Annotated in this window: 18 protein-coding genes, 1 tRNA gene and 1 pseudogene; 11 read left to right on the forward strand and 9 right to left on the reverse strand. The window is 73.5% G+C overall.

The genetic code is table 11. The features are described 5' to 3' along the window. Nucleotides 1-7: 7 nt before the first annotated feature. Nucleotides 8-1,291 carry a glycosyltransferase 87 family protein gene (locus ABZ312_RS08125; protein ID WP_500436846.1) on the reverse strand — a complete coding sequence of 428 codons (1,284 nt, stop codon included), beginning with the start codon at nt 1,289-1,291 and terminating at the stop codon, nt 8-10. Between the two features lie 147 nt (nt 1,292-1,438). Between ABZ312_RS08125 and ABZ312_RS08130 the strand changes: the two genes are divergently transcribed. Further along, a tRNA-Ala gene (locus ABZ312_RS08130) sits at nt 1,439-1,511 on the forward strand. 134 nt (nt 1,512-1,645) lie between these two features. On the opposite strand, the gene ABZ312_RS08135 is transcribed toward ABZ312_RS08130, so the two are convergent. Further along, nucleotides 1,646-3,226, reverse strand: a complete 1,581-nt coding sequence (locus tag ABZ312_RS08135; RefSeq protein ID WP_500322961.1) for an NADH-ubiquinone oxidoreductase-F iron-sulfur binding region domain-containing protein — start codon at nt 3,224-3,226, stop codon at nt 1,646-1,648. Next, nucleotides 3,223-4,371 (reverse strand): hypothetical protein, encoded by a 1,149-nt coding sequence (locus ABZ312_RS08140; RefSeq protein WP_500322963.1) that lies wholly within the window; start codon nt 4,369-4,371, stop codon nt 3,223-3,225. Before ABZ312_RS08140 ends, ABZ312_RS08135 begins: the two co-directional genes overlap by 4 nt. Before the next feature lie 336 nt (nt 4,372-4,707). Here ABZ312_RS08140 and ABZ312_RS08145 point away from each other — a divergent pair, with 336 nt between their 5' ends. The 6 genes and pseudogenes from ABZ312_RS08145 to ABZ312_RS08170 all read left to right on the forward strand — a co-directional run. Beyond that, complete coding sequence (locus ABZ312_RS08145) at nt 4,708-6,669, forward strand: S53 family peptidase (RefSeq protein WP_500322964.1); 1,962 nt, start codon at nt 4,708-4,710, stop codon at nt 6,667-6,669. 249 nt (nt 6,670-6,918) lie between these two features. Further along, nucleotides 6,919-9,774 carry a leucine--tRNA ligase gene (gene leuS / locus ABZ312_RS08150; RefSeq protein WP_500322966.1) on the forward strand — a complete coding sequence of 952 codons (2,856 nt, stop codon included), beginning with the start codon at nt 6,919-6,921 and terminating at the stop codon, nt 9,772-9,774. A 234-nt stretch (nt 9,775-10,008) separates the two neighbouring features. Further along, entirely contained in the window at nt 10,009-10,653 is a 645-nt protein-coding gene (locus ABZ312_RS08155; protein WP_500322967.1) for a hypothetical protein, read from the forward strand. Between the two features lie 102 nt (nt 10,654-10,755). After that, complete coding sequence (locus ABZ312_RS08160) at nt 10,756-11,601, forward strand: DegV family protein (protein ID WP_500322969.1); 846 nt, start codon at nt 10,756-10,758, stop codon at nt 11,599-11,601. Between the two features lie 298 nt (nt 11,602-11,899). Further along, nucleotides 11,900-12,643 (forward strand): ComEA family DNA-binding protein, encoded by a 744-nt coding sequence (locus ABZ312_RS08165; protein WP_500436848.1) that lies wholly within the window; start codon nt 11,900-11,902, stop codon nt 12,641-12,643. Further along, a pseudogene (locus ABZ312_RS08170) lies at nt 12,640-15,078 on the forward strand (ComEC/Rec2 family competence protein); the annotation flags it as partial. The gene ABZ312_RS08165 and the pseudogene ABZ312_RS08170, both read left to right, overlap by 4 nt. Before the next feature lie 105 nt (nt 15,079-15,183). On the opposite strand, the gene ABZ312_RS08175 reads toward ABZ312_RS08170, so the two are convergent. Continuing rightward, nucleotides 15,184-16,605, reverse strand: a complete 1,422-nt coding sequence (locus ABZ312_RS08175) for an APC family permease (RefSeq protein ID WP_500322972.1) — start codon at nt 16,603-16,605, stop codon at nt 15,184-15,186. A 241-nt stretch (nt 16,606-16,846) separates the two neighbouring features. Next, nucleotides 16,847-17,263 (reverse strand): pyridoxamine 5'-phosphate oxidase family protein, encoded by a 417-nt coding sequence (locus tag ABZ312_RS08180; RefSeq protein ID WP_500322974.1) that lies wholly within the window; start codon nt 17,261-17,263, stop codon nt 16,847-16,849. A gap of 56 nt (nt 17,264-17,319) precedes the next feature. Between ABZ312_RS08180 and ABZ312_RS08185 the strand changes: the two genes are divergently transcribed. Together ABZ312_RS08185 and ABZ312_RS08190 are read left to right on the forward strand one after the other, a co-directional pair. Then, entirely contained in the window at nt 17,320-18,096 is a 777-nt protein-coding gene (locus ABZ312_RS08185; protein ID WP_500322975.1) for an arylamine N-acetyltransferase family protein, read from the forward strand. A 70-nt stretch (nt 18,097-18,166) separates the two neighbouring features. Then, nucleotides 18,167-19,603: an ATP-binding protein gene (locus ABZ312_RS08190; RefSeq protein WP_500322976.1), complete on the forward strand. Its 1,437-nt coding sequence runs from the start codon at nt 18,167-18,169 to the stop codon at nt 19,601-19,603. A gap of 15 nt (nt 19,604-19,618) precedes the next feature. On the opposite strand, the gene ABZ312_RS08195 is transcribed toward ABZ312_RS08190, so the two are convergent. After that, on the reverse strand, nt 19,619-20,017 hold the full coding sequence (locus ABZ312_RS08195) for a RidA family protein (RefSeq protein WP_500436850.1): 399 nt from the start codon (nt 20,015-20,017) through the stop codon (nt 19,619-19,621). Between the two features lie 201 nt (nt 20,018-20,218). Here ABZ312_RS08195 and ABZ312_RS08200 point away from each other — a divergent pair, with 201 nt between their 5' ends. After that, on the forward strand, nt 20,219-20,485 hold the full coding sequence (locus ABZ312_RS08200; RefSeq protein ID WP_499511838.1) for a GlsB/YeaQ/YmgE family stress response membrane protein: 267 nt from the start codon (nt 20,219-20,221) through the stop codon (nt 20,483-20,485). Here ABZ312_RS08200 and ABZ312_RS08205 read toward each other — a convergent pair. Together ABZ312_RS08205 and ABZ312_RS08210 are read right to left on the reverse strand one after the other, a co-directional pair. Continuing rightward, nucleotides 20,448-21,887: a hypothetical protein gene (locus ABZ312_RS08205; RefSeq protein ID WP_500436852.1), complete on the reverse strand. Its 1,440-nt coding sequence runs from the start codon at nt 21,885-21,887 to the stop codon at nt 20,448-20,450. The genes ABZ312_RS08200 and ABZ312_RS08205 overlap by 38 nt on opposite strands. Before the next feature lie 3 nt (nt 21,888-21,890). After that, nucleotides 21,891-22,136, reverse strand: coding sequence for a hypothetical protein (locus ABZ312_RS08210; protein WP_499511836.1), 246 nt, complete (start codon nt 22,134-22,136; stop codon nt 21,891-21,893). Between the two features lie 40 nt (nt 22,137-22,176). On the opposite strand from ABZ312_RS08210, the gene holA reads away from it, so the two are divergent. Then, nucleotides 22,177-23,160 (forward strand): DNA polymerase III subunit delta, encoded by a 984-nt coding sequence (holA, locus tag ABZ312_RS08215; protein ID WP_499511835.1) that lies wholly within the window; start codon nt 22,177-22,179, stop codon nt 23,158-23,160. Between the two features lie 181 nt (nt 23,161-23,341). Here the strand turns inward: holA and rpsT are convergent, their stop codons facing one another. Beyond that, nucleotides 23,342-23,608 (reverse strand): 30S ribosomal protein S20, encoded by a 267-nt coding sequence (rpsT, locus tag ABZ312_RS08220; RefSeq protein WP_018556617.1) that lies wholly within the window; start codon nt 23,606-23,608, stop codon nt 23,342-23,344. Between the last annotated feature and the right edge of the window lie 41 nt (nt 23,609-23,649).

The following is a 23,649-nucleotide window of genomic DNA, read 5'->3' on the forward strand; positions in this document are numbered from 1 at the left end:
GCGCCGCTCAGGCCGCCGCCACGGGGGTCCTGCGCGGTGCGCGAGGGCGGCGCCGGGCGACGGCGACGGCCGCCGACAGGCACAAGAACGCGGCCCCGGCGGCCGGGTAGACCGCCGAGAGGGCCATCTGCCCGGAGGACTGGTGGAGTTCGGGACGCGAGACGCCGTCGCCGTGCGGGGTGAGCCAGAGCGCGTACGAGCAGAAGAGGACGGCGTACGCGGCGGCGCCGGCCCACCAGCGTGCGGGACGGCTCCGCCGCAGGGCCTGGCCTGCCAGCAGGACGACCAGGGGGACCGCCCACACCCAGTGGTGCGACCAGGAGACGGGGCTGACCAGCAGTGCCGTGACGGCGCAGGACAGGACCGCCCAGGCGAGTTCCCCGGCCGCCAGGTGGGCGGTGGCGACGGCCACGCCCACGGCGCCCACGAGGAGTGCCGCGACGAGCCACCAGGTGCCGGGATCGCCGGTGTGCAGGGCGCGGGCGAGGACGCCCCGCAGCGACTGGTTGGCCGTGTCCTCGCCGTTGCCGGCGCGGTCGGCGGAGAGGACGACCTCCGTCCAGAAGCGCCGGGAGTCGCGCGGCAGGACGAGCGCGGAAAGGCCGATGGTCGCGGCGAAGGTGACGGACGCCACGGCGGCCGACCGCAGCCAGGTGTTCCAGCGCTCCCGCCGCCGCCAGGCGATCACCGCCCCGCCGACGGCCAGGAAGGCCACGAACAGCAGCGGTGTCAGCTTGATGCCCGCTGCGATGCCGATGCCGATGCCCGCGACCCGGCCCCTGCGCCCGGCGAGGTCCCCCAGCACGAGCACCGCGAGCAGCAGGTTGATCTGGCCGTACCGCAGCGTCGTCCAGACCGGCTCGCACCACACCGCGCCCGCCGCGACGCCCAGTGCGGCTGCCGCCGCGGGCAGCCGCCGCGGCAGCCCGGCCAGCCGGAGCGACAGATGGGCCAGGACGACCAGCAGGCCGAGGTTGACCGCGGTCGCCGCGATCCGCGCGGCACCCGGGCCCAGCAGTGTCAGGGACGTGAAGAGCAGCGCGGCGAACGGCGGATAGGTGTTGGGCAGCTGCGCGTGGGTGACCCGCATCGCGTACAGGTCGTCCCCGCCCCGCACCGACCAGCCCTCGGCCCGGTAGACGGTGAGGTCGATCATCGAGACGTGTGCCGCGCGTTGGGCGGCCCAGAACGCCGCGAAGGACACCAGGCACACCAGCGCCGCGACGAGGGTGGGCCTGCCGACCCGGGAGCTGCGCGCCGCGGTGTCGGCGATCGGCTGCGTCGCGGTCACTGCGGCCTTCTCCAGATTCTTCCGGGGCGGGGTCAGCCGACAGTACCGGGCGCCGTGCCCGCGGGCCAGGAATCGATTTGGCGTACCTGCCCCGGGGCCGTGTAATGTATCCCAGGTCGCCGGGGGAACCCGGGAGAACGGCATCGCGGGGCTATAGCTCAGTTGGTAGAGCGCTTGCATGGCATGCAAGAGGTCCGGGGTTCGAATCCCCGTAGCTCCACTTCCCACCGCGGACACTGCCCGTCCGGTCGTCACGACCGGGCGGGTTCTTCGTATGCCCCGGCGCACCGCGGTCCGTACGCCGGAGGGGCCCGGCACCGCGACGGCGCCGGGCCCTCCCGCGTGTGGCCGGGGTCAGCGGCGGCCGCCCTCCTCCATGCGCAGCGCCAGTGCGGGGCAGCGGGCCACCGCGCGCTGAGCGGCCGCGTCCAGGTGCGGCGGGACGGGCGTGCCGGCGATGTCGGGGTAGCCGTCCCGGTCCAGCCGTACGATCTCCGGGAGGACGCCGGCGCACAGGCCGTGGCCCTTGCACAGCGTCCAGTCGACGTTCAGCCGCTTGTTGCTGGTCTGCGCGGCGGCGCCGACGGGGGCGCCACCCCGCGGCGCCGGCGGGTCGGACTTCAGCAGCGGCAGCACGCCCACGGTGGGGCGGCCGCAGCCGCCGCCGAGGACGTGGGCGGCGAGGTCGTCGGTGAAGGCGTTGATGGTGGACATCACGAAGCGCATCGAGCCGTCGGGGTGCTTGCACACCCCGCGCCCCTTCACCGCGACCGCGGTCTGCCGCAGTTGCTCCAGCGCGGCCTGCCCGCCGCCGTTGAGCACGTCCTGCAGCAGTCCGGCCATACGGGGCAGCCCGAGGCGGCACGGCCCGCACTGCCCGGCCGTCTCGGCGGCCAGCCACTGCGCGACCCGCAGCGACTCGCCCAGCGGGCACAGTCCCGGGTCCAGCGGGAGCAGGGCGCCCGCGCCCAGGGTGGCCTTGTGGGCCTCCAGGCTCTCGCGGGCGATGGTCACCATCGAGGCGACGCTGGGGTCGATCCAGTTGCCGTGGTAGCCGCCGACGAGCACGCCCTGCCCCGGGTTCCCGCCGCACATCTGCAGGATGTACGACATCGGCACACCCGTCGGGGTCTCCACGACCGTCTGCCGGGGCACCGAGCCGGACACCGTCAGCATGGCCGTACCGGGCTCGCCCGGGGCGCCCGCGGAGCCGAAGCGGATCGCCCCCATGCGGGCGCCGATGGCCAGTTGGGTGAAGGTCTCGGTGTTGGAGAAGAGCGTCGGCATGCCGCCGAGGCCGGACTCGCTCGCGCTCACCTTCTTGCCGGGCGGCAGGGGGAGGCCGCCGTTGGCCGCCGAGATGATGCCCGAGGACTCGCCCGACACGAAGCGCTCCGGCATGCGCACGATCCGGGCCCTCAGCTGGCGGCCCCGTTTGGTGCCCAGGCCCCGCTCGGCCAGGGCGTCGCGCACGGACTGCTCGTTGGTGTCGCGCGTGACGCTGATGACCAGTTCGCGGGCGCCGAGGATCTCGGCGCACAGCAGGGCCCCGTCCAGCATGAGGTGCGGGGCGCGGCGCAGGATGACGGCGTCCTTACGGCAGGCCGGTTCGCCCTCGCAGCCGTTGACCATCACCGCGGTCGGCGAGCCGCGCCGGCGTGCGGCCTCACCGACGGCCTTGAGCTTCTTGTAGAAGGGGAAGCCCGCCCCGCCACGGCCGCGCAGGCCCATCAGCTCGGCGAGGTCGAGCAGTTCGCCCTCGGTCATGCTCGGCATGGAACCGTGCACATTGAGGTGGGTCACCCGGTCCAGGCGCTCCACCTCGTCGAACCCCGCGGTGATCCGGGGCAGCCCGACGGTACGCACGTCGGGGAGCACATCACCCGCCCCCGGGCGAGGGGCGGGTGACCGGTCCGGTATGGCGGGAACGCTCATCGTTGTCCTTCATAGGGTCCGGGCGTGGACTGCTGCCAGGCGATCGGCTGGAGCCTGTCGGCTCCCAGCGGATCCGCGCCCTGCCTGCCGTCCGGCACCGGGGTGCCCCATGCGGGAGTGCCGTCCCAGCCGGTCTGCTGGGGTTGCTGCTGGTACGGCACCTGCGGTTGCTGCTGGTACGTCGCCTGGGGGTCGGCGGGCACCTGCGGCAGTTGCATCGTGGCGGCCGCGGGATCCATGCCGAGGGTACGGTCCGGGGCCGGGGGAGGAACAGCCGTGTACTGCTGGGCGGTGGGGAAGTTGGGCAGCGGCGGCAGCGGTTCGCTGTAGGCGCTGGCCAGGCTGGGCCCGTTCTCCTCCCGGGGCACGGCACGCCGGCGGCCGGAACCGCCCCGGGACGCGGCCCGTTCGCCGCCGAGCTTGCGGAAGGAGGCCGAGCGCTCCCGCGTCTCGGGGAAGAGCGCCTCGCCACGGGTCCTGCGGAGCCGGTAGATCAGCCCGATGGCGACACCCACCAGGCAGATCCCGTAGGCGACGATGATCCAGGACTTGGCGGAGCGGCCGGACTGCAGGCCGTGGATCAGCGCCATGCACCAGGACGCGTAGGCGGTGCTGTGCAGGATGCGCCACCGCACGGGGTGCCGGTTGGCGGCGAAGACGCTGCGCATGGCGCCCGTGGCGGCGGCCAGGATCATCAGGTAGGCGGCGAGCACGCCGAGGGCGATGAGGCCGTCCCGGCCGGTCACGCCGAGGGGGAGGAAGGCGCCGGCGGTGGTGACCCGCACCTCGACGACCTTCGTCGTCACGTGCAGGACCAGGAATCCGATAGCGGCGACGCCCAGACCGCGGTGGATGCCCTGGGTGAGCAGGCGTTCGCGGGGGCCGAGGAAGACGGTGTCGGTGGACACCAGGCCCCAGATGACGGTGCAGCTCAGGGAGACGAGGGTGAGGACGCCGGCGCCGAAGTCCAGGAACGCCCGCAGGTACGGACCCGCGGTGACGGCGAGGACGAGCAGGGCGGCGGCGGTGCCGGCGATCGCCCAGGCGCGGGGCGACCGTGCGGCGCGAAGGGCCCCGGACAGGATGTCGCTCGCCGGTATCGGGGGGGTCCGGCGACCGTCCGGGGACTGTCGGTTGGTGCGCATGCGGCAGACGCTAACTCGTACGGGTGGCCTGAACGATCGTCTTTCGACAACCCGGGATGAGGATCATTACGAACTGCTAACGTTGGTTTGTTCGGGCTCCGTTCGGCAAGGATGATCGGTCCTTCACCGGAGCGTCCGCTCTCCGGCACCATATGTCCGCATTCCGGATCGGATTGCCGCCCCAATTGCCCTTTCGTGGGCCTTCCTTGAGTCCTTCTTGGCGAACACATGTCCCTGGCATGAGCTGTTCACCGCGAGAGTGGCGTGGCGGTCCACGCGCGCTGCCGTCTCCGGCGCGCCGCCACTCCGCGCGAACTTCACACAGCAGGGGGTTTCATGAGCTCAACCCGCTCGAGAAGGCGGGCCGGCCTGGCCCTGGCAGCGACACTGCCTCTGGTCGCCGGTGCGCTGGCGATGGGCATACCCACCGCCCAGGCCGACGCACCGCACGGACGTCACAGCCTCGCCGGAAGCAAGCCGGCCTGGGCCACCGCCAAGGCCGACAAGGGCGCCACCGCCGACTCGGCCAAGGTCACCCTCCGGGTGTACCTGGCCGGCCGTGACGCCCAGGGCCTGGCCGCCTACGCCCAGGCCGTGTCCGACCCCGGTTCCGCCTCGTACGGCACGTTCCTCTCGGCGAAGCAGGCCAAGGCCCGCTTCGGCGCCTCCGCGCAGCAGATCGCGCAGACGCGGCAGTGGCTGGAGTCCTCCGGGCTGAAGGTCACCGGCGTCGACGAGCACTACCTGACCGTGACCGGCGACGTCGCCGACGCGGAGCAGGCGTTCGGCACCCAGCTCCACAACTACGCGAAGGGCGCCAAGACCTACCACGCCCCGACCGGGACCGCCTCCGTCCCCGCCTCCCTGGGCGGCGCGGTGCTCACCGTCACCGGCCTGGACAACTCCCCGCGGCGCGCGCAGCACCAGGACACGCTGCCGCCGCCCGGCGCCGTCTTCAAGAACTCCGGCCCCTTCTCCACCTACTACGGGTCGAACACGAACAAGAAGCTGCCGGTCGCCTACGGCACGCGCGCCCCGTACGCCGTCAAGGGCTACACGGGCAAGCAGTTGCGCGCCGCCTACGGCGCGGGCTCGTACAACGGCAAGGGCGTCACCGTCGCCATCACCGACGCGTTCGCGTCCCCGACGATCGTCGCCGACGCCAAGAAGTACGCCGCCCGCAACGGCGACGCGGCCTACAAGCGCGGCCAGCTCTCCCAGGTGCTGCCGGCCGACTACCGCTACACGAGCCCCGACGAGTGCGACGCCTCCGGCTGGTACGGCGAGGAGACCCTGGACGTCGAGGCGGTGCACGCGGTCGCCCCGGCCGCCGACATCACCTACGTCGGCGCCTCCTCCTGCACCGACGACGACCTGCTCGACGCGCTCGGCAAGATCGTCGACCACCGGCTCGCCGACATCGTCTCCAACTCCTGGGGCGACATCGAGAGCAACGAGACCCCGGACATCGCCGCCGCGTACGACCAGATCTTCCAGATCGGCGCGGTCGAGGGCATCGGCTTCTACTTCTCCTCCGGCGACGCGGGCGACAACGTCGCGGCGCACGGCGCGAAGCAGGTCGACACCCCGGCGAACTCCCCCTGGGTCACCTCCGTCGGCGGCACCTCGCTCGCCGTCGGCAAGGGCGACAAGTACCAGTGGGAGACCGGCTGGGGCACCCTGAAGGCCACGCTGGCCGAGGACGGCTCGAGCTGGACGGCCTTCCCCGGCGCCTACACCTCCGGCGCCGGCGGCGGCACCAGCAAGCTCTACGCGCAGCCCTTCTACCAGCGCGGCGTGGTTCCCAACTCGCTCGCGCTGGCCAACGGCGGCACGGTCAAGCAGCGCGTCGAGCCGGACATCTCGGCCGTCGCCGACCCGAACACCGGCTTCCTGGTCGGCCAGACCCAGGCCTTCCCGGACGGGTCCTTCCAGTACGGCGAGTACCGGATCGGCGGCACCTCGCTCGCCGCACCGGTGATCGCGGGCGTCCAGGCGCTGGCGCAGCAGGCCCGGCACGGCGTGCCGATCGGCTTCGCCAACCCGCTGATCTACGACCGCTACGGCACCGGCGCGTACCACGACGTGACCGACCACCCGCTGGGCCGCGGCAAGGACCTCGCGGTCGTCCGCGTGGACTACGCCAACGGCTTCGACGCGGCGGACGGCACGATCACCTCGCTCCGCAGCCTCGGCAAGGACAGCTCGCTGTCCGCGGTCGTCGGCTACGACGACGTGACCGGCGTCGGCACCCCGGCACGCGGCTACCTCGACTCGTACCGGCCGCACCACCGCTGATCAGGTCCGGAAACGGCACGGAAGGGCCCGCACCGGGGGGAACCTCGGTGCGGGCCCTTCCCGCTCTGGGGTACCCTGACCGCATGCGTGCCGTACGCCTTCTGCTTAGCAAGCCGCGCTGACCACGATCGATGTCAGTGCGGCGCCCCTCCTGTGCGAGGGGCTTTTTCGTTTCCGCAGTGAGCAGGCAGATGTCCGTACGGCGGCCGGGCCGCAGGCCGTCATGACAGCGATGGAGTACGAAGGACGATGAGCGAGACCACCCCCGCCGCGGAGGCGGCTGCGCCCCACCGCTACACGGCCGCCCTGGCCGCCGACATCGAGAGCCGCTGGCAGGACTTCTGGGACGAGCACCAGACCTTCGCCGCCCCGAACCCCACCGGTGACCTGGCCGGGGACGGCGAGCTGGCCAAGCCCAAGAAGTTCATCATGGACATGTTCCCGTATCCCTCGGGTGCGGGACTGCACGTCGGCCACCCCCTGGGCTACATCGCCACCGACGTCTTCGCCCGCTTCCAGCGGATGACCGGGCACAACGTGCTGCACACCCTGGGCTTCGACGCCTTCGGCCTGCCCGCCGAGCAGCACGCCGTGCAGACCGGCGAGCACCCTCGGGTCACCACCGAGGCGGCCATGAACAACATGAAGTCCCAGCTGCGCCGGCTGGGCCTGGGCCACGACAAGCGCCGGTCGTTCGCCACGATCGACCCGGACTACTACAAGTGGACCCAGTGGATCTTCCTGCAGATCTTCAACTCCTGGTACGACCCCCAGGCCGACCGCGCCCGCCCCATCGGCGAGCTGGTCGAGCAGTTCGAGAAGGGCGAGCGGCAGACACCCGGGGGGCGGGCGTGGGCCGAGCTGAGCCCCGCCGAGCGTGACGCCGTCCTGGGCGATTACCGCCTGGCGTACGCCTCGGAGTCCCCGGTCAACTGGTGCCCCGGCCTGGGCACCGTGCTGGCCAACGAGGAGGTCACCGCCGACGGCCGCTCCGAGCGCGGGAACTTCCCCGTCTTCAAGGCCAAGCTGCGCCAGTGGATGATGCGCATCACCGCCTACGCGGACCGCCTGCTGGCCGACCTGGACGCCCTGGACTGGCCCGAGGCGATCAAGCTGCAGCAGCGCAACTGGATCGGGCGCTCCGAGGGCGCCAAGGTCGACTTCGCGGTCGAGGGCCACGGCGAGAGCCCGATCACCGTCTTCACCACGCGTCCGGACACCCTGTTCGGCGCCACCTACATGGTGCTGGCCCCCGAGCACCCGCTGGTCGACACCGTGGTGCCGGCCGCCTGGCCGGAGGGCACCAAGGACGCCTGGACCGGCGGCGCGGCCACCCCGGCCGAGGCCGTCGCGGAGTACCGCAAGCAGGCCCAGTCCAAGTCGGACGTCGAGCGGCAGACCGAAGGCAAGAACAAGACCGGCGTCTTCAGCGGCGCGTACGCCGTGAACCCGCTGACCGGCACCCGCGTCCCGGTCTTCGTCGCCGACTACGTCCTGATGGGCTACGGCACCGGCGCCATCATGGCCGTCCCCGGGCAGGACGAGCGCGACTGGGAGTTCGCCACCGTCTTCGAGCTGCCCATCATCCGCACCGTCCGGCCGCCCGAGGGCTGGGAGGGCGAGGCGTACACCGGCCAGGGCCCGGCGATCAACTCCGCCAATGACGAGATCGACCTGAACGGCCTGGAGGTCGCCGACGCCAAGCGCAAGGTCATCGCGTACCTGGAGCAGCGCGGCATCGGCGAGGGCACCATCAACTTCCGCCTGCGCGACTGGCTGTTCAGCCGCCAGCGGTACTGGGGCGAGCCCTTCCCGATCGTCTACGACGAGGACGGCGTCGCCCACGCCCTGCCCGAGTCGATGCTGCCGCTGGAACTGCCCGAGGTCGAGGACTACTCCCCGCGCACCTTCGAACCGGACGACGCGGACACCGAGCCGGAGACCCCGCTGTCCCGCAACGCGGAGTGGGTCCACGTCGAGCTGGACCTGGGTGACGGGCGCGGCGTGCGCCGCTACCGCCGCGAGACCAACACCATGCCCAACTGGGCCGGTTCCTGCTGGTACGAGCTGCGCTACCTGGACCCGCACAACGACCTGAAGCTGGTCGACCCCGAGATCGAGCAGTACTGGATGGGGCCGCGCGAGGGTCAGCCGCACGGCGGCGTCGACCTGTACGTCGGTGGCGCCGAGCACGCGGTGCTGCACCTGCTGTACGCGCGCTTCTGGTCCAAGGTGCTGTTCGACCTGGGCCACGTGTCGTCGGTGGAGCCGTTCCACAAGCTGTTCAACCAGGGCATGATCCAGGCCTACGTCTACCGCGACGGCCGCGGCTTCCCCGTCCCGGCGGCCGAGGTCGAGGAGCGCGACGGCGGCTGGTGGTACGGCGGCGAGCAGGTCAAGCGCGAGCTGGGCAAGATGGGCAAGTCCCTGAAGAACGCCGTCACCCCGGACGAGATCGCCGCCGAGTACGGCGCCGACACCCTGCGCCTGTACGAGATGGCGATGGGCCCGCTGGACGTCTCCCGGCCCTGGGACACCCGCGCGGTCGTCGGCCAGTACCGGCTGCTGCAGCGGCTGTGGCGCAACGTCGTGGACGAGACGACCGGCGAGGTCACGGTGACCGGCGCCGAGCCGGACGAGGACACCCTGCGCGCCCTGCACAAGGCGATCGACGGCGTCCGCCAGGACCTGGAGGGCCTGCGCTTCAACACCGCCATCGCCAAGATCACCGAGCTGAACAACCACCTGACCAAGGCGGGCGGTCCGGTGCCGCGCTCGGTCGCCGAGCCGCTGGTGCTGCTGATCGCGCCGCTGGCCCCGCACATCGCCGAGGAGCTGTGGCGGCGGCTGGGGCACGAGGGCTCCCTGGCGCACGAGGACCTGCCGGTGGCCGACCCGGCGTACGTGGTGGACGAGACCGTCACCTGCGTCGTCCAGATCAAGGGCAAGATCAAGGCCCGTCTGGAGGTGCCGCCGACGATCTCCGACGCCGACCTGGAGGCCCAGGCCCTGGCCGACCCTGCGGTCGTGGCCGCGCTGGACGGCGCAGGGGTCCGCAAGGTGATCGTGCGGGCGCCGAAGCTGGTGAACATCGTCCCCGCGTGATGGCCTGAGCGCCTGATGCGCGGCTGATCGTCCGGCCGGAGCAGGCCGGAGCAGGCCGGAGCAGGCCGGAGCAGGTCGGAGCAGGCCGGAGGAGGTCGGCGCACTCGGTGTAAGGGGCGGGTGGGGGTTCTCCCGGAACCCTCGCCCGCCCCCGTCCGTTTACGGTGGGCATACAACCGATCGAGCAGATCGGGCCGGTCGGACGGACCGGGCCGACCGGGCAGAGGAGCCGCCGTGGATGTCGCCGTCGCCGTGATCCTGCTGCTCTTCGCCTCCTTCGTGGCGCTCGGTGTCGTTGCCGCGGTCAAGACGGCGCGGGCGGTCAAGCGCGGGGTGGAGCGCACCAGCATCGAGGCCCGCCGCGTGGTCGAGGACACCGGCCTGAAGGCCCGCCGGTACAGCAGGCCCGGGCCCGCCGGGAAGCTCGCCGAGCTGCGCCTGGCGCTGCGTACGTCCGTCACGAGCACGGAAGCGGCACTGGAGGGGCAGGCCGCCGTCGACCCGTCGCTGAGCGAGGCCGTGGCGCTGCTCGCCAGGCTGAGCTCCCACGCCCGGGAGCTCGACGCGGAGCTGCGGCTGCTGGAGCGCGAGCCCGACCGCACCCGCATCGCGGCCCGGATCGGCGAGCTGGAGGAGCGCACGCGGCGCATCACCCACTCCGCGGATTCGCTGCGCTGGGCCGCCCAGGACCGGGCCCGTCGCTTCGCCGACGACGACCTCGCGGCGCTGGGCCGCGACATCGACCTGGAGGCCGGGGCGTTGCGGCACTGGGCGCCCTCGGCGCTGCCGGAGCCGGAACCGGAACCGCGCACTCAGCCGGGGACGCGGCGCGGGCGGATGCCCGAGCCGGGCACCGGACAGCCGCCCAAGGCGCTGTGAGGGGCCGGGCGGGGCCGGGACGGGCCGCGGGGACGTTCACCGGGGTTCACCTCGACGGAGCCGTACTGTCGCCCGGCCTTCGGCGCGGGTAACCTCCCGCACATGTCGTCCCATGTCGCTATCGTCACCGATTCCACGGCCTACCTGCCGCAGGAGGCCCTGACCCGGCACCGGATCACCGTGGTCCCCCTGGCGGTGGTGATCGGCGACGAAGCGCTGGAAGAGGGCACCGAGGTGTCGGCGCCCGCGGTCGCCCGCGCCCTGCAACGCCGCAAGCCCGTCACCACGTCGCGGCCGAGCCCCGAGGAATTCGCCGCCGCCTACCGCACGGTGGCGGAGGCGGGAGCGACCGAGATCGTCTCCCTGCACCTGTCGGCGGAGTTCTCCGGCACCTACGACGCCGCGCTGCTCGCGGGGGCGGACGCGCCCGTCCCGGTGCGCGTCGTGGACACCGCGATGGTCGCCATGGCCCTCGGGTTCCCGGTGCTGAGCGCCGCCGAGGCGGCGGAGGCGGGCGGCTCCGCGGACGAGATCGTGGCGGCGGCGGAGAAGCGGGCGTCGGACACGTCGGCGTACTTCTACGTGGACACCCTGGACTACCTGCGCCGGGGCGGACGCATCGGCGCGGCGCAGGCGCTGCTCGGGTCGGCGCTCGCGGTGAAGCCGCTGCTGCAGCTGGACGAGGGCCGCATCCAGCTGCTGGAGAAGGTGCGTACGGCCTCCAAGGCGCTGGCGCGGCTCGAGGAGATCGTCGTCGAACGGGCGGGCACCCGTCCGGTGGACATCGCCGTCCACCACCTGGCCGCCGCGGACCGCGCGTCCGCCCTGGCGGAGCGGCTGCGGGCGCGGGTCCCCGGGCTCAACACCCTCGTCCTCAGCGAGGTCGGGGCGGTGATCGGCGCCCACACGGGGCCCGGGCTGCTGGGGGCGGTCGTCTCCCCGCTGTGACCTCCTTCGGGTGACGGGGTTATCCACAACCTCTGGACGATCCACAGGACTTGGGCAAGATCATCTCGTTGGCGCCGGTCCGCCTACCGTCCCTGACATGGGATCGACCACCGCAACTCCTCGCCACCGCAGGCACCCGTCCGCACGCGTGCCCGCACCCGGGCCCGCCGCCGGCGCGGTCCGGGAACGGGCCGCCGCCCTCTTCGACCGTCCGCCGACCCGTCCCGCGCCACGGGGTGGGGCGGGCGCGGCGGCTCCGGATCCACCGGAACGACCGGATGGGCCGGAGCGGTTGGCCGTGCCGGAACGAGCGGCTGCGCCGGGGGCGCCGGATCCGCCGGGGCGCCGCGCCGCGGACGCCTGGCGCCTGGCGCTCACCGAGCGCCTCCCCACCTGGCTCTCCGTCCGCTGCGGCATCGAGGCGAAGACGGCGGCCGCCCTGGCCCTCGTCCTCCTCGTCGCCCTCGCCTTCGCGGTGCACCACTTCTGGACCGGCCGGCCGCGCACCGTGGCGGTGCCGCCGGTCGCCGCGGCGCTGCCCGCCGCGGCCGAGGCCCCCGTCGCCGCGCGGGCTTCCGCGGCGGCCGGGCCACGGGCGCCGAGCCCCGCGCCCGGGGCGAAGCCGGTGCTGGTCGTGGACGTCGCCGGCAAGGTCAGGAGGCCGGGGTTGCGCCGGCTGCCCGCGGGGTCCCGCGTGGCGGACGCCGTGGACGCCGCCGGGGGAGCGCTGCCCGGTACGGACACCAGCGCCCTGAACCTGGCCCGCCTGCTGGCCGACGGGGAGCAGATCGTCGTGGGCCGTGCCGCCCCGCAACCGGCCACCGGGGTCCAGTCAACCGCCGCGGCGAGCGGTCCGGTCAGCCTCAGCGCCGCCACCGCCGAGCAGCTGGACGCCCTGCCCGGTGTGGGGCCGGTGCTCGCCCGGCACATCATCGACTACCGCGGCCGGCACGGCGGTTTCACCTCCGTCGAGCAGCTGCGTGACGTCAACGGCATCGGGGACCGCCGGTTCTCCGATCTCAAGCCGCTGGTCACCCCGTGAGCGCGCCCCGCCCGGCGGTGCACGCGGCGGCCGCCTCACCCCGGGGCGCGTCGAACCCGCGCCAGGAGGGCCCGCCGGACCTCCGTCTGGTGGCCCCGGCCCTCGCGGCCTGGCTCGCCGCGGGCGTCGCCCTCGCGGCGCCCGGGCGAGCCGTGGTGGGGGCGTGCGCGCTGGTCGTCCTGGTGGCGCTCGCGTCGTGCGTACGCCGGTGGACGTCGGTCGCCACCGTGGCGCTCTGCGCTGCGGCGTCCGCGGCCGTGGCGGGACTGCACTCCGCTGACCTGCACCGTGGCCCGGTGCCCGCCCTGGCGGCCGAACACGCGCATGCGAGGGTGGAGTTGAGGCTGACGGCGGATCCCCGGCTGATCCGCCCGCAGGTGCGTGGGGCCGTCCGGGCGCCGGAAGCGGTGCTGGTGGAGGCCGAGGCCGTACGCGTGACGGCGAGCGGCACGAGGACCGCCGTCCGTACACCGGTCCTGCTCATCGCCCGCCAACCCGCCCGTACGTGGCTGACGTTGCTGCCCGGCACGCGCGTCGAGGCGGAGGCCCGGCTCGCCCCGGCGGCGGAGCCGGGCGACCGGATCGCCGCGGTGCTGTCGGTGCGAGGGCCGCCGCGCGTCGTGGGGCCGCCCGGCCGTGCGCAACGTGTGGCCGGCGGACTCCGCGCGGGGCTGCGCGAGGCCACCGAGGGCCTGCCGCCCGACGCCCGTGCCCTCCTTCCCGGGCTGGTCGTCGGGGACACCTCCCGTATCCCGGTGGAGTTGCACGACGCGTTCGAGGCCACCGACCTGACCCATCTGACCGCGGTCAGCGGTTCCAACCTCTCGCTGGTGCTGATCCTGCTGATCGGTCCGCCCGGTCTCGCGCTGCGCGCCGAGCGCGGCGGCCTGGCTCCGCGGCTGGCCCTTCCGCTCCGCGTGACGGCCGTGCTCGGGGGAGTGCTCACCGTGGCCTTCGTCGTCGTGTGCCGGCCGGACCCGAGCGTGCTGCGCGCGGCCGCCTGCGGGCTGATCACCCTGCTGGCCATCGGCACGGGCCGCCGCCGCAGCCTGCTGCCCGCGCTGTGCGGGGCCGCCCTGCTGCTGCTCCTCCACGATCCCTGGCTCGCCCGCTCGTACGGCTTCGCGCTGTCCGTGCTGGCCACCGGCGCGCTCCTGGTCCTCGCCCCGCGCTGGAGCACCGCCCTGCGGCACCGGCGGGTGCCACCGCGCCTCGCGGAGGTCCTGGCCGCGGCGGCCGCCGCGCAGGCGGTGTGCGCCCCCGTGGTGGCGGTGCTGGCCGCCCACGTCAGCCTGGTCGCCGTCCCCTGCAACCTGCTGGCGGAACTCGCGGTGGGCCCCGCCACCGTCCTCGGCTTCGCCGCCCTGGCCGCGGCGCCCTTCGCCATGCCCGTCGCCAAGGCACTCGCCTGGGTCGCGGGCTGGCCCGCCGGCTGGATCGCTGCGGTGGCCCGGCGCGGTGCCGCCCTGCCCGGGGCGACGCTCGACTGGCCCGGCACCTGGGCGGGCGCCCTGCTGCTGGCGGCCGTCACCGTGGTGGTGGTTGCGGCGGGGCGCCGCATCCTGCGCCGTCCCTGGCTGTGCGCGGCCGCCGCGCTGCTGCTCGTGCTGGCCGTCGTACGTCCCGCGCCGCTGCCCCGCTCGGTGACCGGCTGGCCGCCGCCGGCCTGGCGGCTGGTGGCCTGCGACGTCGGCCAGGGCGACGCGCTGGTGCTCTCCGCGGGCGACGGCGCCGCCGTCGTGGTGGACACCGGCCCGGAGCCCCGCCTCGTCGACCGGTGCCTGCGCTCGCTCGGGGTCACCGCGATCCCGCTGCTCGTCCTCACGCACTTCCACGCCGACCATGTCGCCGGCCTCCCCGGGGTCCTGCGCGGCCGTGCCGTGGGCGCCATCGAGACCACCACCCTCGACGAACCTTCCGACCAGGCCGCCTTCGTACGCCGTCAGGCGGCCGCCGCCCGCGTTCCCCTGCTGCGCGCGACACCCGGGGAGCGCCGCCGCCTGGGCCCCCTCGACTGGCGTGTGCTGTGGCCCGCCGCGCCCTCCCTGCTCGCGGGCGCCGAGGGTGCCGATCTGGGCGGCACCAATCCCAACGACGCCAGCGTCACCCTGCTGGTCCGCACCGCAGGGCTCACCGTGCTCCTCCTCGGCGACCTGGAGCCCGCGGCCCAGCACGCGCTCCTGACCGCTGCCCCGGACCTCCCGCGCGTCGACGTCCTGAAGGTCGCCCACCACGGTTCCGCCTACCAGGACCCGGCGCTGCTGGTCCGCATCCGGCCCCGTCTCGCGCTCGTCAGCTGCGGGGCCAGGAACCCGTACGGACATCCGTCGCCCCGGACCCTCGCCGCGCTGCGCGCCCAGGGCACCACGGTTTTGCGCACCGACCGGGACGGCCCGGTCGCCGTCCTGGGCGACCGGGAGGACCTGCGGGCCGCCGCGACCGGTCCGTCGCCCGCCGCGGAGCGGGCCGTCCGGGGACGGCGAAGGGCCCGCACCGGTGCACGACCGGTACGGGCCCCACGGGTGCCGGGGACGGGCGGCTCAGGCGTCCTCCAGGCCCATCTCCTCCTCGGGCACGGAGATCACCCAGCGGGTGCTCTGCCGCGGCCGGAGGTAGAAGAGCCAGTAGGCCAGCGAGGCGGCGACGATCACACCGGTGATCACCAGGTCCTGCGCGGTCTGCTGGGTCAGCACGTACGCCAGCACGACGACCAGCAGCAGCGGTATCGCGGGCCACAGCGGCATGCGCCAGGCCGCACGCTCCTTGTGCCCGGCGCGGCGCGAGCCGAGGGCCGCGAGAGCGACGACGACGTACATCGCGGCGACCGCCACGCCGGTGACGCCGCTCAGCGTCTCCACCGGCACGAAGCACAGCACCGCGCCCGGCACGCCCACCGCGAGCGTGGCGATCCACGGGGCGCCGAACCGCTTGCTCAGCGTGCCGAAGGCCTTGTTGACCGGGGCCGGCCAGGCGCGGTCCCGCGCGGAGGCGTACAGCACCCGGGAGTTCTGGATGACCATCACGATGCCCGCGTTGATGATGGCCAGCGCGATGCAGAGGCTGATGAAGGTGCCGACCGCCGAGTTGCTCCAGCCCCGCACGAGCGCCGAGAGGTCGCCCGCCATCAGGGAGTTCATGTCGGGCGCGCCCAGCGTGATCGCGATCGTCGGCACGATCACCACCAGGGCGCCGATGCCGAGCGTCCACAGCACGGTCCGGGAGACCGTGCGCCGCGGGTTCTCCATCTCCTCGGACAGGTACACGGCCGTGCTGAAGCCCTGCAGCACGAAGAGCGCGATCGCCAGCCCCGCGATGATCGTCCCCGCCGTGACCGCCGACCCCACCCCGTGCCCGGCCTCCGTCACCGGGTGGATCAGCACCGAGGCCGACCGCGAGCTGTGGGAGAACCCGAGGAAGGCCACGACCGCCGCCGCGACGACCTCCAGGACCAGGAAGATGCCGGTGATCCAGGCATTGGCCCGCAGGTCCAGCAGGCCCATGACGGTGGCCAGCAGCATGACGGCGGCGCCCGCGATCTTCGGGTCGATCTGCATGATCGGCGCCAGGTACTCGCCCGTGCCGAGCGCGATGATCGGCGGCACGATCATCACGACGATCAGGGACAGCACGAACACGATCCACCCGGCCAGCCGCCCGATGAGCGTGCCGACCATCGCGTACTCGCCGCCCGCGCTCGGTATCAGCGTCCCGAGCTCCGAATAGCAGAAGGCCACCGCGATGCAGAGGACCGCCGCGATCACGATGGTCAGCGCCGTCCCGGTTCCCAGGTCGGCGAAGAGCGGGGGCACGATGACGAACAGCGAGGAGGCCGGGGTCAGGCACGACAGCGTCAGAAGCGTTCCGCCGACCACGCCGATCGACCTCTTGAGCGACTTCGGGGCCTCGATGGGCGGGGCCAGCGGCGAGTGCGGGGCCGTCGGCGGGTGGAGCGTGTCGGTCATGCGCGCATCCGATCGGGTCGGGCTCGAGGGGGCTACCGCCTCCGGTCCAGGGAAACATGAAACGGAATATTCATCTCCGCTTCCGAGGATGAAACCGCGCGCGTCAAGCCCCCGTCAAGAGTCTCCGGACAACGAAATCCGAAGATCAACCAGCCCATGTCCGACGTAAAACCGGCAACTTAAGGCCTGTCACTGTGTATATCGCCGATTGGTGATCAGAATAGCCACGCCCCTTCCTTCATCAGGTCCCGGTCCCGCATCTCCGGCAGCGTCCCCAGGCCTGCACCCATTGCGGCCGGATCGCGTAGAACGCGTACGAAGGTCCGTCACCGCGGGGATCCCACTCGGCCTTCGCCGCGAAGGAGTCAGCGACACCGTCCGGCAGCCGTGCGAAGTCCACGACCCGTGCCGTGCCGTCGATGAGCACCAGATCCCTGGTGTGACCCAGGCTCAGCCGCACCCGTCCCGAGGACTCCAGGCTCCTCCCGGTGGGATTCGTCCTGCGCGTGGCGAGCCACAACTCCTCCCCGTCCCACCAGAACGACAGAGGGACGAGGCACGGCACCTCGCGCGCGTCCGCCGTCGCCACCCACACGTCGCCGCCGTCCCTGAGCCGGCCCATCGCCGCGGCGTGCCGCTCGCGCAGTGTTCGCGTCATGCCGTGAAGCCAGCCGGGTCTGGCGTGATCGTCGCCGGTTCCCCAAGACTGACGCCATGGACGCTTCCCAGGCCGACGCCTACCTCCGCCGCATCGGCGCCGCGCGCCCCGAACGCCCCGACGCGGCGGCTCTGCGCGAGCTGCACGTGCGCCATCTCGTCGCCGTGCCCTTCGAGAACCTCTCCATCCACCTCGGGGAAGGCGTCTATCTGGACCCCGAGGTCCTCCACGACAAGATCGTGACCGCTCGCCGCGGCGGCTTCTGCTACGAGGTCAACGGCGCCTTCGGCGCCCTGCTCGCCGCCCTGGGCTACGACGTCACGCTCTACGCAGCCCGTTCCGTCAACGGCCCGCGCCTCGGCATCCCCTTCGACCACATGGCGCTCCGCGTCCGCACCTGTGACGGTCTCACCCTCCTCGCGGACGTCGGCTTCGGTCGCCATGCGCACCTCCCCCTCGACCTCACCCCCGGCGTCGACCAGAAGGACCCCGGCGGCGTCTTCCGCTTCACCCCGGCCCCGTACGGCGACCTCGACCTCCACCACGACGGCGAGCCGGTCTTCCGCCTCGAACCCCGCCCCCGGGAACTCGCCGACTTCGAGGTCGGCTCCTGGTACCAGCAGACCTCGCCGCACTCCCACTTCACGCGGTCCCTGGTCTGCTCCCGTCTGACCGAGGACGGCGGGAGGCTGACCCTCTCCGGCCGCACGCTCATCACCACCGCTCCGGACGGCATCCGCCGGGAAGAGGCCCTGGACGGCGACGCCGCCGTCCTCGCCGCCTACCGCGAGCGCTTCGGCCTCGTCCTGGACCGGGTTCCCGAGGTAAAGTAAGACTCAATCTACGTAAGATCGGGTCTACCTTTCCACCCGCCTTCCCAGCCAGCCACGGGGGCCGACGCCGATGGAGTTCACCGGCCGCACAGCCGACCTCGAGCACCTCACCGACCTGCTGCGCCGGGTCACCGACGGTACGGCCGCCACCCGCGGCCAAGCCGTGATCGTGACGGGCCGGCGCCGGGTGGGGAAGTCCCGCCTGATCCAGGAGTTCTGCGACCGCTCCGGGGTGCCGTACGTCGTCTTCCAGGCCACCCGCGGCCGGAACCCCGCGGCCGAACGGGCGGACTTCGCCACGGCCCTCGCCCACTCCGGCCTCCCCGGCGCCGACCTCGTCGCCGGCCTCCGGACCGGCGACTGGAACCAGGCGCTGCGCTCGCTCGCCCTCGCCGTCCCCGACACCACGCCGAGCATCGCCGTGATCGACGAGGTGCCCTGGCTGGTGGAGCAGGACCCCGAGTTCGAGGGGGCCCTGCAGACCGTCTGGGACCGCCACCTGTCCGCCAAGCCCGTCCTGCTGGTGCTGGTCGGCAGCGACATGTCGGTGATGGAGGCGCTCCAGACCTACGGCCGCCCCTTCTACGGCCGCGGCACCAAGATGACCGTCCGCCCGCTCCACCTCGCCGACGTGCAGTCCATGACCGGTCTCGGCGCCGCCGATGCGGTGGACGCCCTCCTGATCACCGGCGGCTTCCCGGAGATCGTCCAGTCGTGGCGGCCCGGCACCTCCCGCACCGCGTTCCTGCGCGGGGCCTTCTCCACCCCGCTCTCCCCGCTCCTCGTCGCGGGGGAGCTCTCCCTGCTCGGCGAGTTCCCCGAGGCCTCCCACTCCCGTGCCGTCCTGGAGGCCGTCGGCAGCGGCGAACGCACCTTCTCCTCCATCGCGGCCCGCACCGGGGGCGCCCACCCGCTCCCCTCGGGCACCCTGTCGCCCCTGCTCGGCACCCTCCTGACCAAGCGCGTGCTCGCCGCCGACCTCCCCCTGTCGGCCAAGGCCGACACCAAGAACAAGCGCTACCGCATCGCCGACCCCTACCTGCGCTTCTGGCTCGCCTTCGTGGACCGCGCCCTCCCCCTGATCGAACGCGGCCGGGGCGACCTCGCCCTGGAACGCTTCGAGCGGTCCTGGTCCACCTGGCGCGGCCGCGCGGTCGAGCCCGTCGTCCGCGCGTCCCTGCTCAGGCTGCTCCCCGACGAGGCCTGGCCTCGCACCGAGGCCGTCGGCGGCTGGTGGAACCGCCAGAACAACCCCGAGGTCGACCTCGTCGGCGCCGACCGCGAACCGGTGGCCACGCAGGTCCACTTCGTGGGCTCCGTCAAGTGGTTCGACACCCACCCCTTCGGCCGCCACGAATACGAAGCCCTCGTCCGCGACGTGACCGCAGTCCCCGGCGCGACCCCCGCCACCCCCCTCGTCGCCGTCTCGCGCAGCGGTGTCACCCCCGGCCTCCCCCTGGCCGCCCACTGGGGCCCCGAGGACCTGGTCCGCGCCTGGCGCGGCTGAACCGTCCGCCGCGGCTCAGGGCACCACCGCCGTCGCGGTGACCTCCACCAGCTGGCCGGCGTACCCGAGGCAGCCGACCCCGAGCAGCGTCGACGTGTGGGGCCCCTCGCCCAGCCCTGAGGCCCGGACGACCTCCCAGACCTGCGACAGTTCGGCGGGTTCGGTGCCCACGACGTACACGGTGGAGGCGACCACGTGCTCCAGGCCGCTGCCCACGGCCCGCAGCGCCTCGTCGAGATTGGCGACGACCTGGCGCGCCTGGGCGACGGGATCGCCGGGCCCCACCAGGGTGCCCTCCGCGTCGAGCGGTACGGAGCCCGCCATGAAGGCGAGCCGCTGCCCGGCCTCGACGACCGCGGCGTGCGCGTAACCGGGCGGCGGGAACAAGGTCGGGACGATCATGCGGTGCACCACGGGACCTCCTGGCTGGGAGCGGCTGACCCCGCGATCCTGCAGAGCCGCGGGCACGGACGTCACCCGGTTTTCCCGCACCCGGTGGCATCCGCCCGCCGCCGGGCCGAGAGTTCGCTGAGAAGTGCAACCGCCGTGTCACGGCTTGCCCATGGCTCCGTCTCGGTGCGCATGAAGGGGCGGGGGCCGTGGCAGGTTGACGGCATGACCATCATCGGCTGGATCGTACTGGGCCTGATCGCGGGCGCCATCGCGAAGATACTGCTGCCCGGGAAGGACCCGGGCGGACTGGTCGGGACGACGCTGATCGGCATCGCGGGCGCGGTGGTGGGCGGCTGGATCTCGGCGAAGTTCCTCGACCACCCCATCACCAAGGACTTCTACGACCTGCCCACGTGGGGCGCGGCCATAGGCGGCGCGCTCGCCCTCCTGATCATCTACCGCATCCTGTTCGGGGACTCCCGCCGCTGACCGCGGTCGCGGGGAGCAGTTGCACGTCCTCCCGGCGCACCGACAGGGCCTGCGAACGGCGCGGGTCCCACAGCCAGATCCAGTCCCCGGAGGCGCCGAAGGACAGGACGGCGTGGCCGGCCGGAACCGGGCCGTTCTCCACGGGGACGGGGCCCTCGCCGACGGGCACCACGCACATCAGGGTGCCGTGCAGCCCGAAGTACGTCGCCGGGACGTGTCCCCGCCCGGCGGCGGACGCCGCATCGCGGGCGGCCCGGTCCGCGTCGTGGGCGCCGGCGACGAGCGTGGTGGCCGCGAAGGCGGCCGACAGGAGCACGGTCACGGTGACCAAGGCGAGGCGGTTGTCGCCCTTGGCGATGTGCACGTGCCGCAGCCAGCCCGCGACCGCCGTGAAGAGCAGCACGAACCCCAGGGCGAGGCCCAGCGGTTCGGCGGCTGCCGCGTACGGCCACAGGTCCCCGGTGGAGCGGACCGAGCCGGACGGGATGCCGAACCGGTCGAGGTAGAACGCCTGCATCAGCCGCCCGAGCCAGGTCACCAGCGACCACCCCACGGGCAGGGCGAGCGGCACCAGCCAGACCGCGTTCCGTGAGAACCACGAGTCGCGCAGGGCGAAGTGGACCCCCGGCGCGCACAGGAGGGCCACCGCCGCCAGGGGCCACCACGGGAGTTCCGCGTCCGCCCCGGAGGCCGTCCAGCCCACCAGCAGCGCCGCCGAGGCCGCGGCGGCGGCCACGCCGGGCAGCGTCCGCACCCGGAGCGCGGTACGGTGCGTCCCGGTGGCCGCCGGGACGTCCGTCTCGGGCGGTGCGGGCCGCAGTTCGTGGGTGTCCGGTGTGAACGCGCTTCCACCGAGAGGACGTTCCGCGAGCTCCCGCTCGACGGCCTCCCGGGTGAGCCCGGACGGCAGCCGCAGCAGCCGGTGCGCGCCGCGCCCGCCGCATGCCGCCCACCACCGTGCGAGCCGGTCGCGCCCTCCGCCGCCCGCGCCGGGACGGCGGATCACGCGGTACTCGGTCCGCGGATCGTCCGGCCGCAGCAGCAGCGCCGCGTCCCGGACCCACAGGCCGAGCTGATGGGTCCTCGCCAGGCGTTCCACGGCCCCGCACGCCGCCTTCTCGGCCCGCCAGCGGGAGCCGTTCAGCCGTACCTCGACGACGAGCGCGACGCGGCTGCCGCCCGCGGTGGCGGGGGCGTCCTCACGGCCCGCGCGGCGCACCGCCCACCCCCGCGCCTCCATCAGTCCCTGGGCGAGGGCGAGCTCGTCGGGCTCGTCGACGGCCTCGACCAGGAGACGTACGCGCTGGTTGAACGGGACCGCGGGGAGCGCCCCGGCCACCCCGGGGCGCTCCGCCCCCGGTTCCTGCGGGCGACGGCGCTGGGCGGGAACGCGCAGCGGCACGGCCTAGTCCTCCTCCAGCCAGCCCTCGAACTCCTCCGCCAGTTCGTTCAGCGCGGCGGGGTCGAGTTCCTCGTCCTCGTCGTTGATGAGCAGGAGCCACTGGGCGTCCTCGGCGTCGTCCTCGCCGGCGAGGGCGTCACGGAGGAGCTGGGGGCGGGCGGGCAGGTCGAAGCGCTCGGTGGCTTCGTCGGCGGCCTCCTCCGCGGCATCGCGGTCGGGGAGGACGAGCACATGTCTGACGTCGGTCACCGGGACATTGTGTCGGACCCGCGTGGGATGCTGGACGGCGATGGCCAGGAACAGTACGACAGACAGCCCGCTCGCCCCCGTGACGATCGCGGTGGGGCAGGAGGACCTGCTCCTCGACCGCGCGGTACGGGAGGTCGTGCTGGCGGCGCGGGCCGCCGACGCCGACACCGATGTGCGCGACCTCACCCCGGACGCGCTCCAGCCGGGCACGCTGGCGGAGCTCACCAGCCCCTCGCTCTTCGCCGAGCGCAAGGTCGTGGTCGTACGGAACGCGCACGACCTGTCCGCGGACACCATCAAGGACGTCAAGGCCTATCTGGACGCCCCCGCCGAGGAGATCACGCTCGTCCTGCTGCACGCGGGCGGCGCCAAGGGCAAGGGTCTGCTCGACGCGGCCCGCAAGGCCGGGGCGCGCGAGGTGGCCTGCCCGAAGATGACCAAGCCGGCCGACCGGCTGGCCTTCGTCCGGCAGGAGTTCCGCGCGCTGGGGCGGTCCGCGACCCCCGAGGCCTGCCAGGCCCTGGTGGACGCCATCGGCAGCGACCTGCGGGAGTTGGCGAGCGCCTGCGCCCAGCTCGCCGCCGACGTGGAAGGCGCGATCGACGCGGCCGTGGTCGCCCGCTACTACACGGGCCGTGCCGAGGCCACCGGCTTCGAGGTCGCCGACCTCGCGGTGACCGGCCGCGCCGCCGAGGCACTGGAGCGGCTGCGCTGGGCGATCGCGGTCGGCCAGCCGCTGCCCGGCATCACGTTCGCGCTCGCCTCGGGCGTCCGGGCCATCGGCAAGCTCGCCTCCGCCCCGCGCGGGGCGCGCCCCGCGGACCTGGCGCGGGAGCTGGGCATGCCGCCGTGGAAGATCGACCGCGTCCGGCAGCAGATGCGCGGCTGGTCAGGGGACGGTGTCTCCGCCGCCCTGCGCGCGGTCGCCGAGGCCGACGCCGCGGTCAAGGGCGGCGGTGCGGACCCGGCCTACGCCCTGGAGAAGGCGGTCGTCGCCGTGGCCCGGGCCGCGCGGGCCCGCTGAGGGCCGCAGCCGGAACCGGACGTGCCGAAAGGCCCCGTACCGGGAGGTACGGGGCCCTTCGGGGGCCGCACCCGCGTGGCGAACGCAGGCCGCGTGCGGCCGGAACATCAAGGGTGCCGGTGGAGGAGCGGGTGAGAGGGACCGCTGTGTCCGTCACCGGCGGGTACTGCTGCGGGAAGGCTCAGCCCTGGAGGCCGGCGACCTTGAGAGCCAGCGCCGACTTCTTGTTGGCGGCCTGGTTCTTGTGGATGACGCCCTTGCTCACGGCCTTGTCGAGCTTCTTGGAGGCGAGACGCGCGGCCTCGGTCGCCTTCTCGACGTCGCCGGTGGCCACGGCCTCACGGGTGCGACGGATGGCGGTCTTGAGCTCGGACTTGACGGCCTTGTTGCGCAGGCGCGCCTTCTCGTTGGTCTTGTTGCGCTTGATCTGGGACTTGATGTTCGCCACGAAAGAGCCTTTTCAGGTTTGGTCTGATGGGGTCCGCGCCT

The sequence above is a fragment of the Streptomyces sp. NPDC006207 genome (assembly GCF_040613835.1).
Classification (GTDB): domain Bacteria; phylum Actinomycetota; class Actinomycetes; order Streptomycetales; family Streptomycetaceae; genus Actinacidiphila.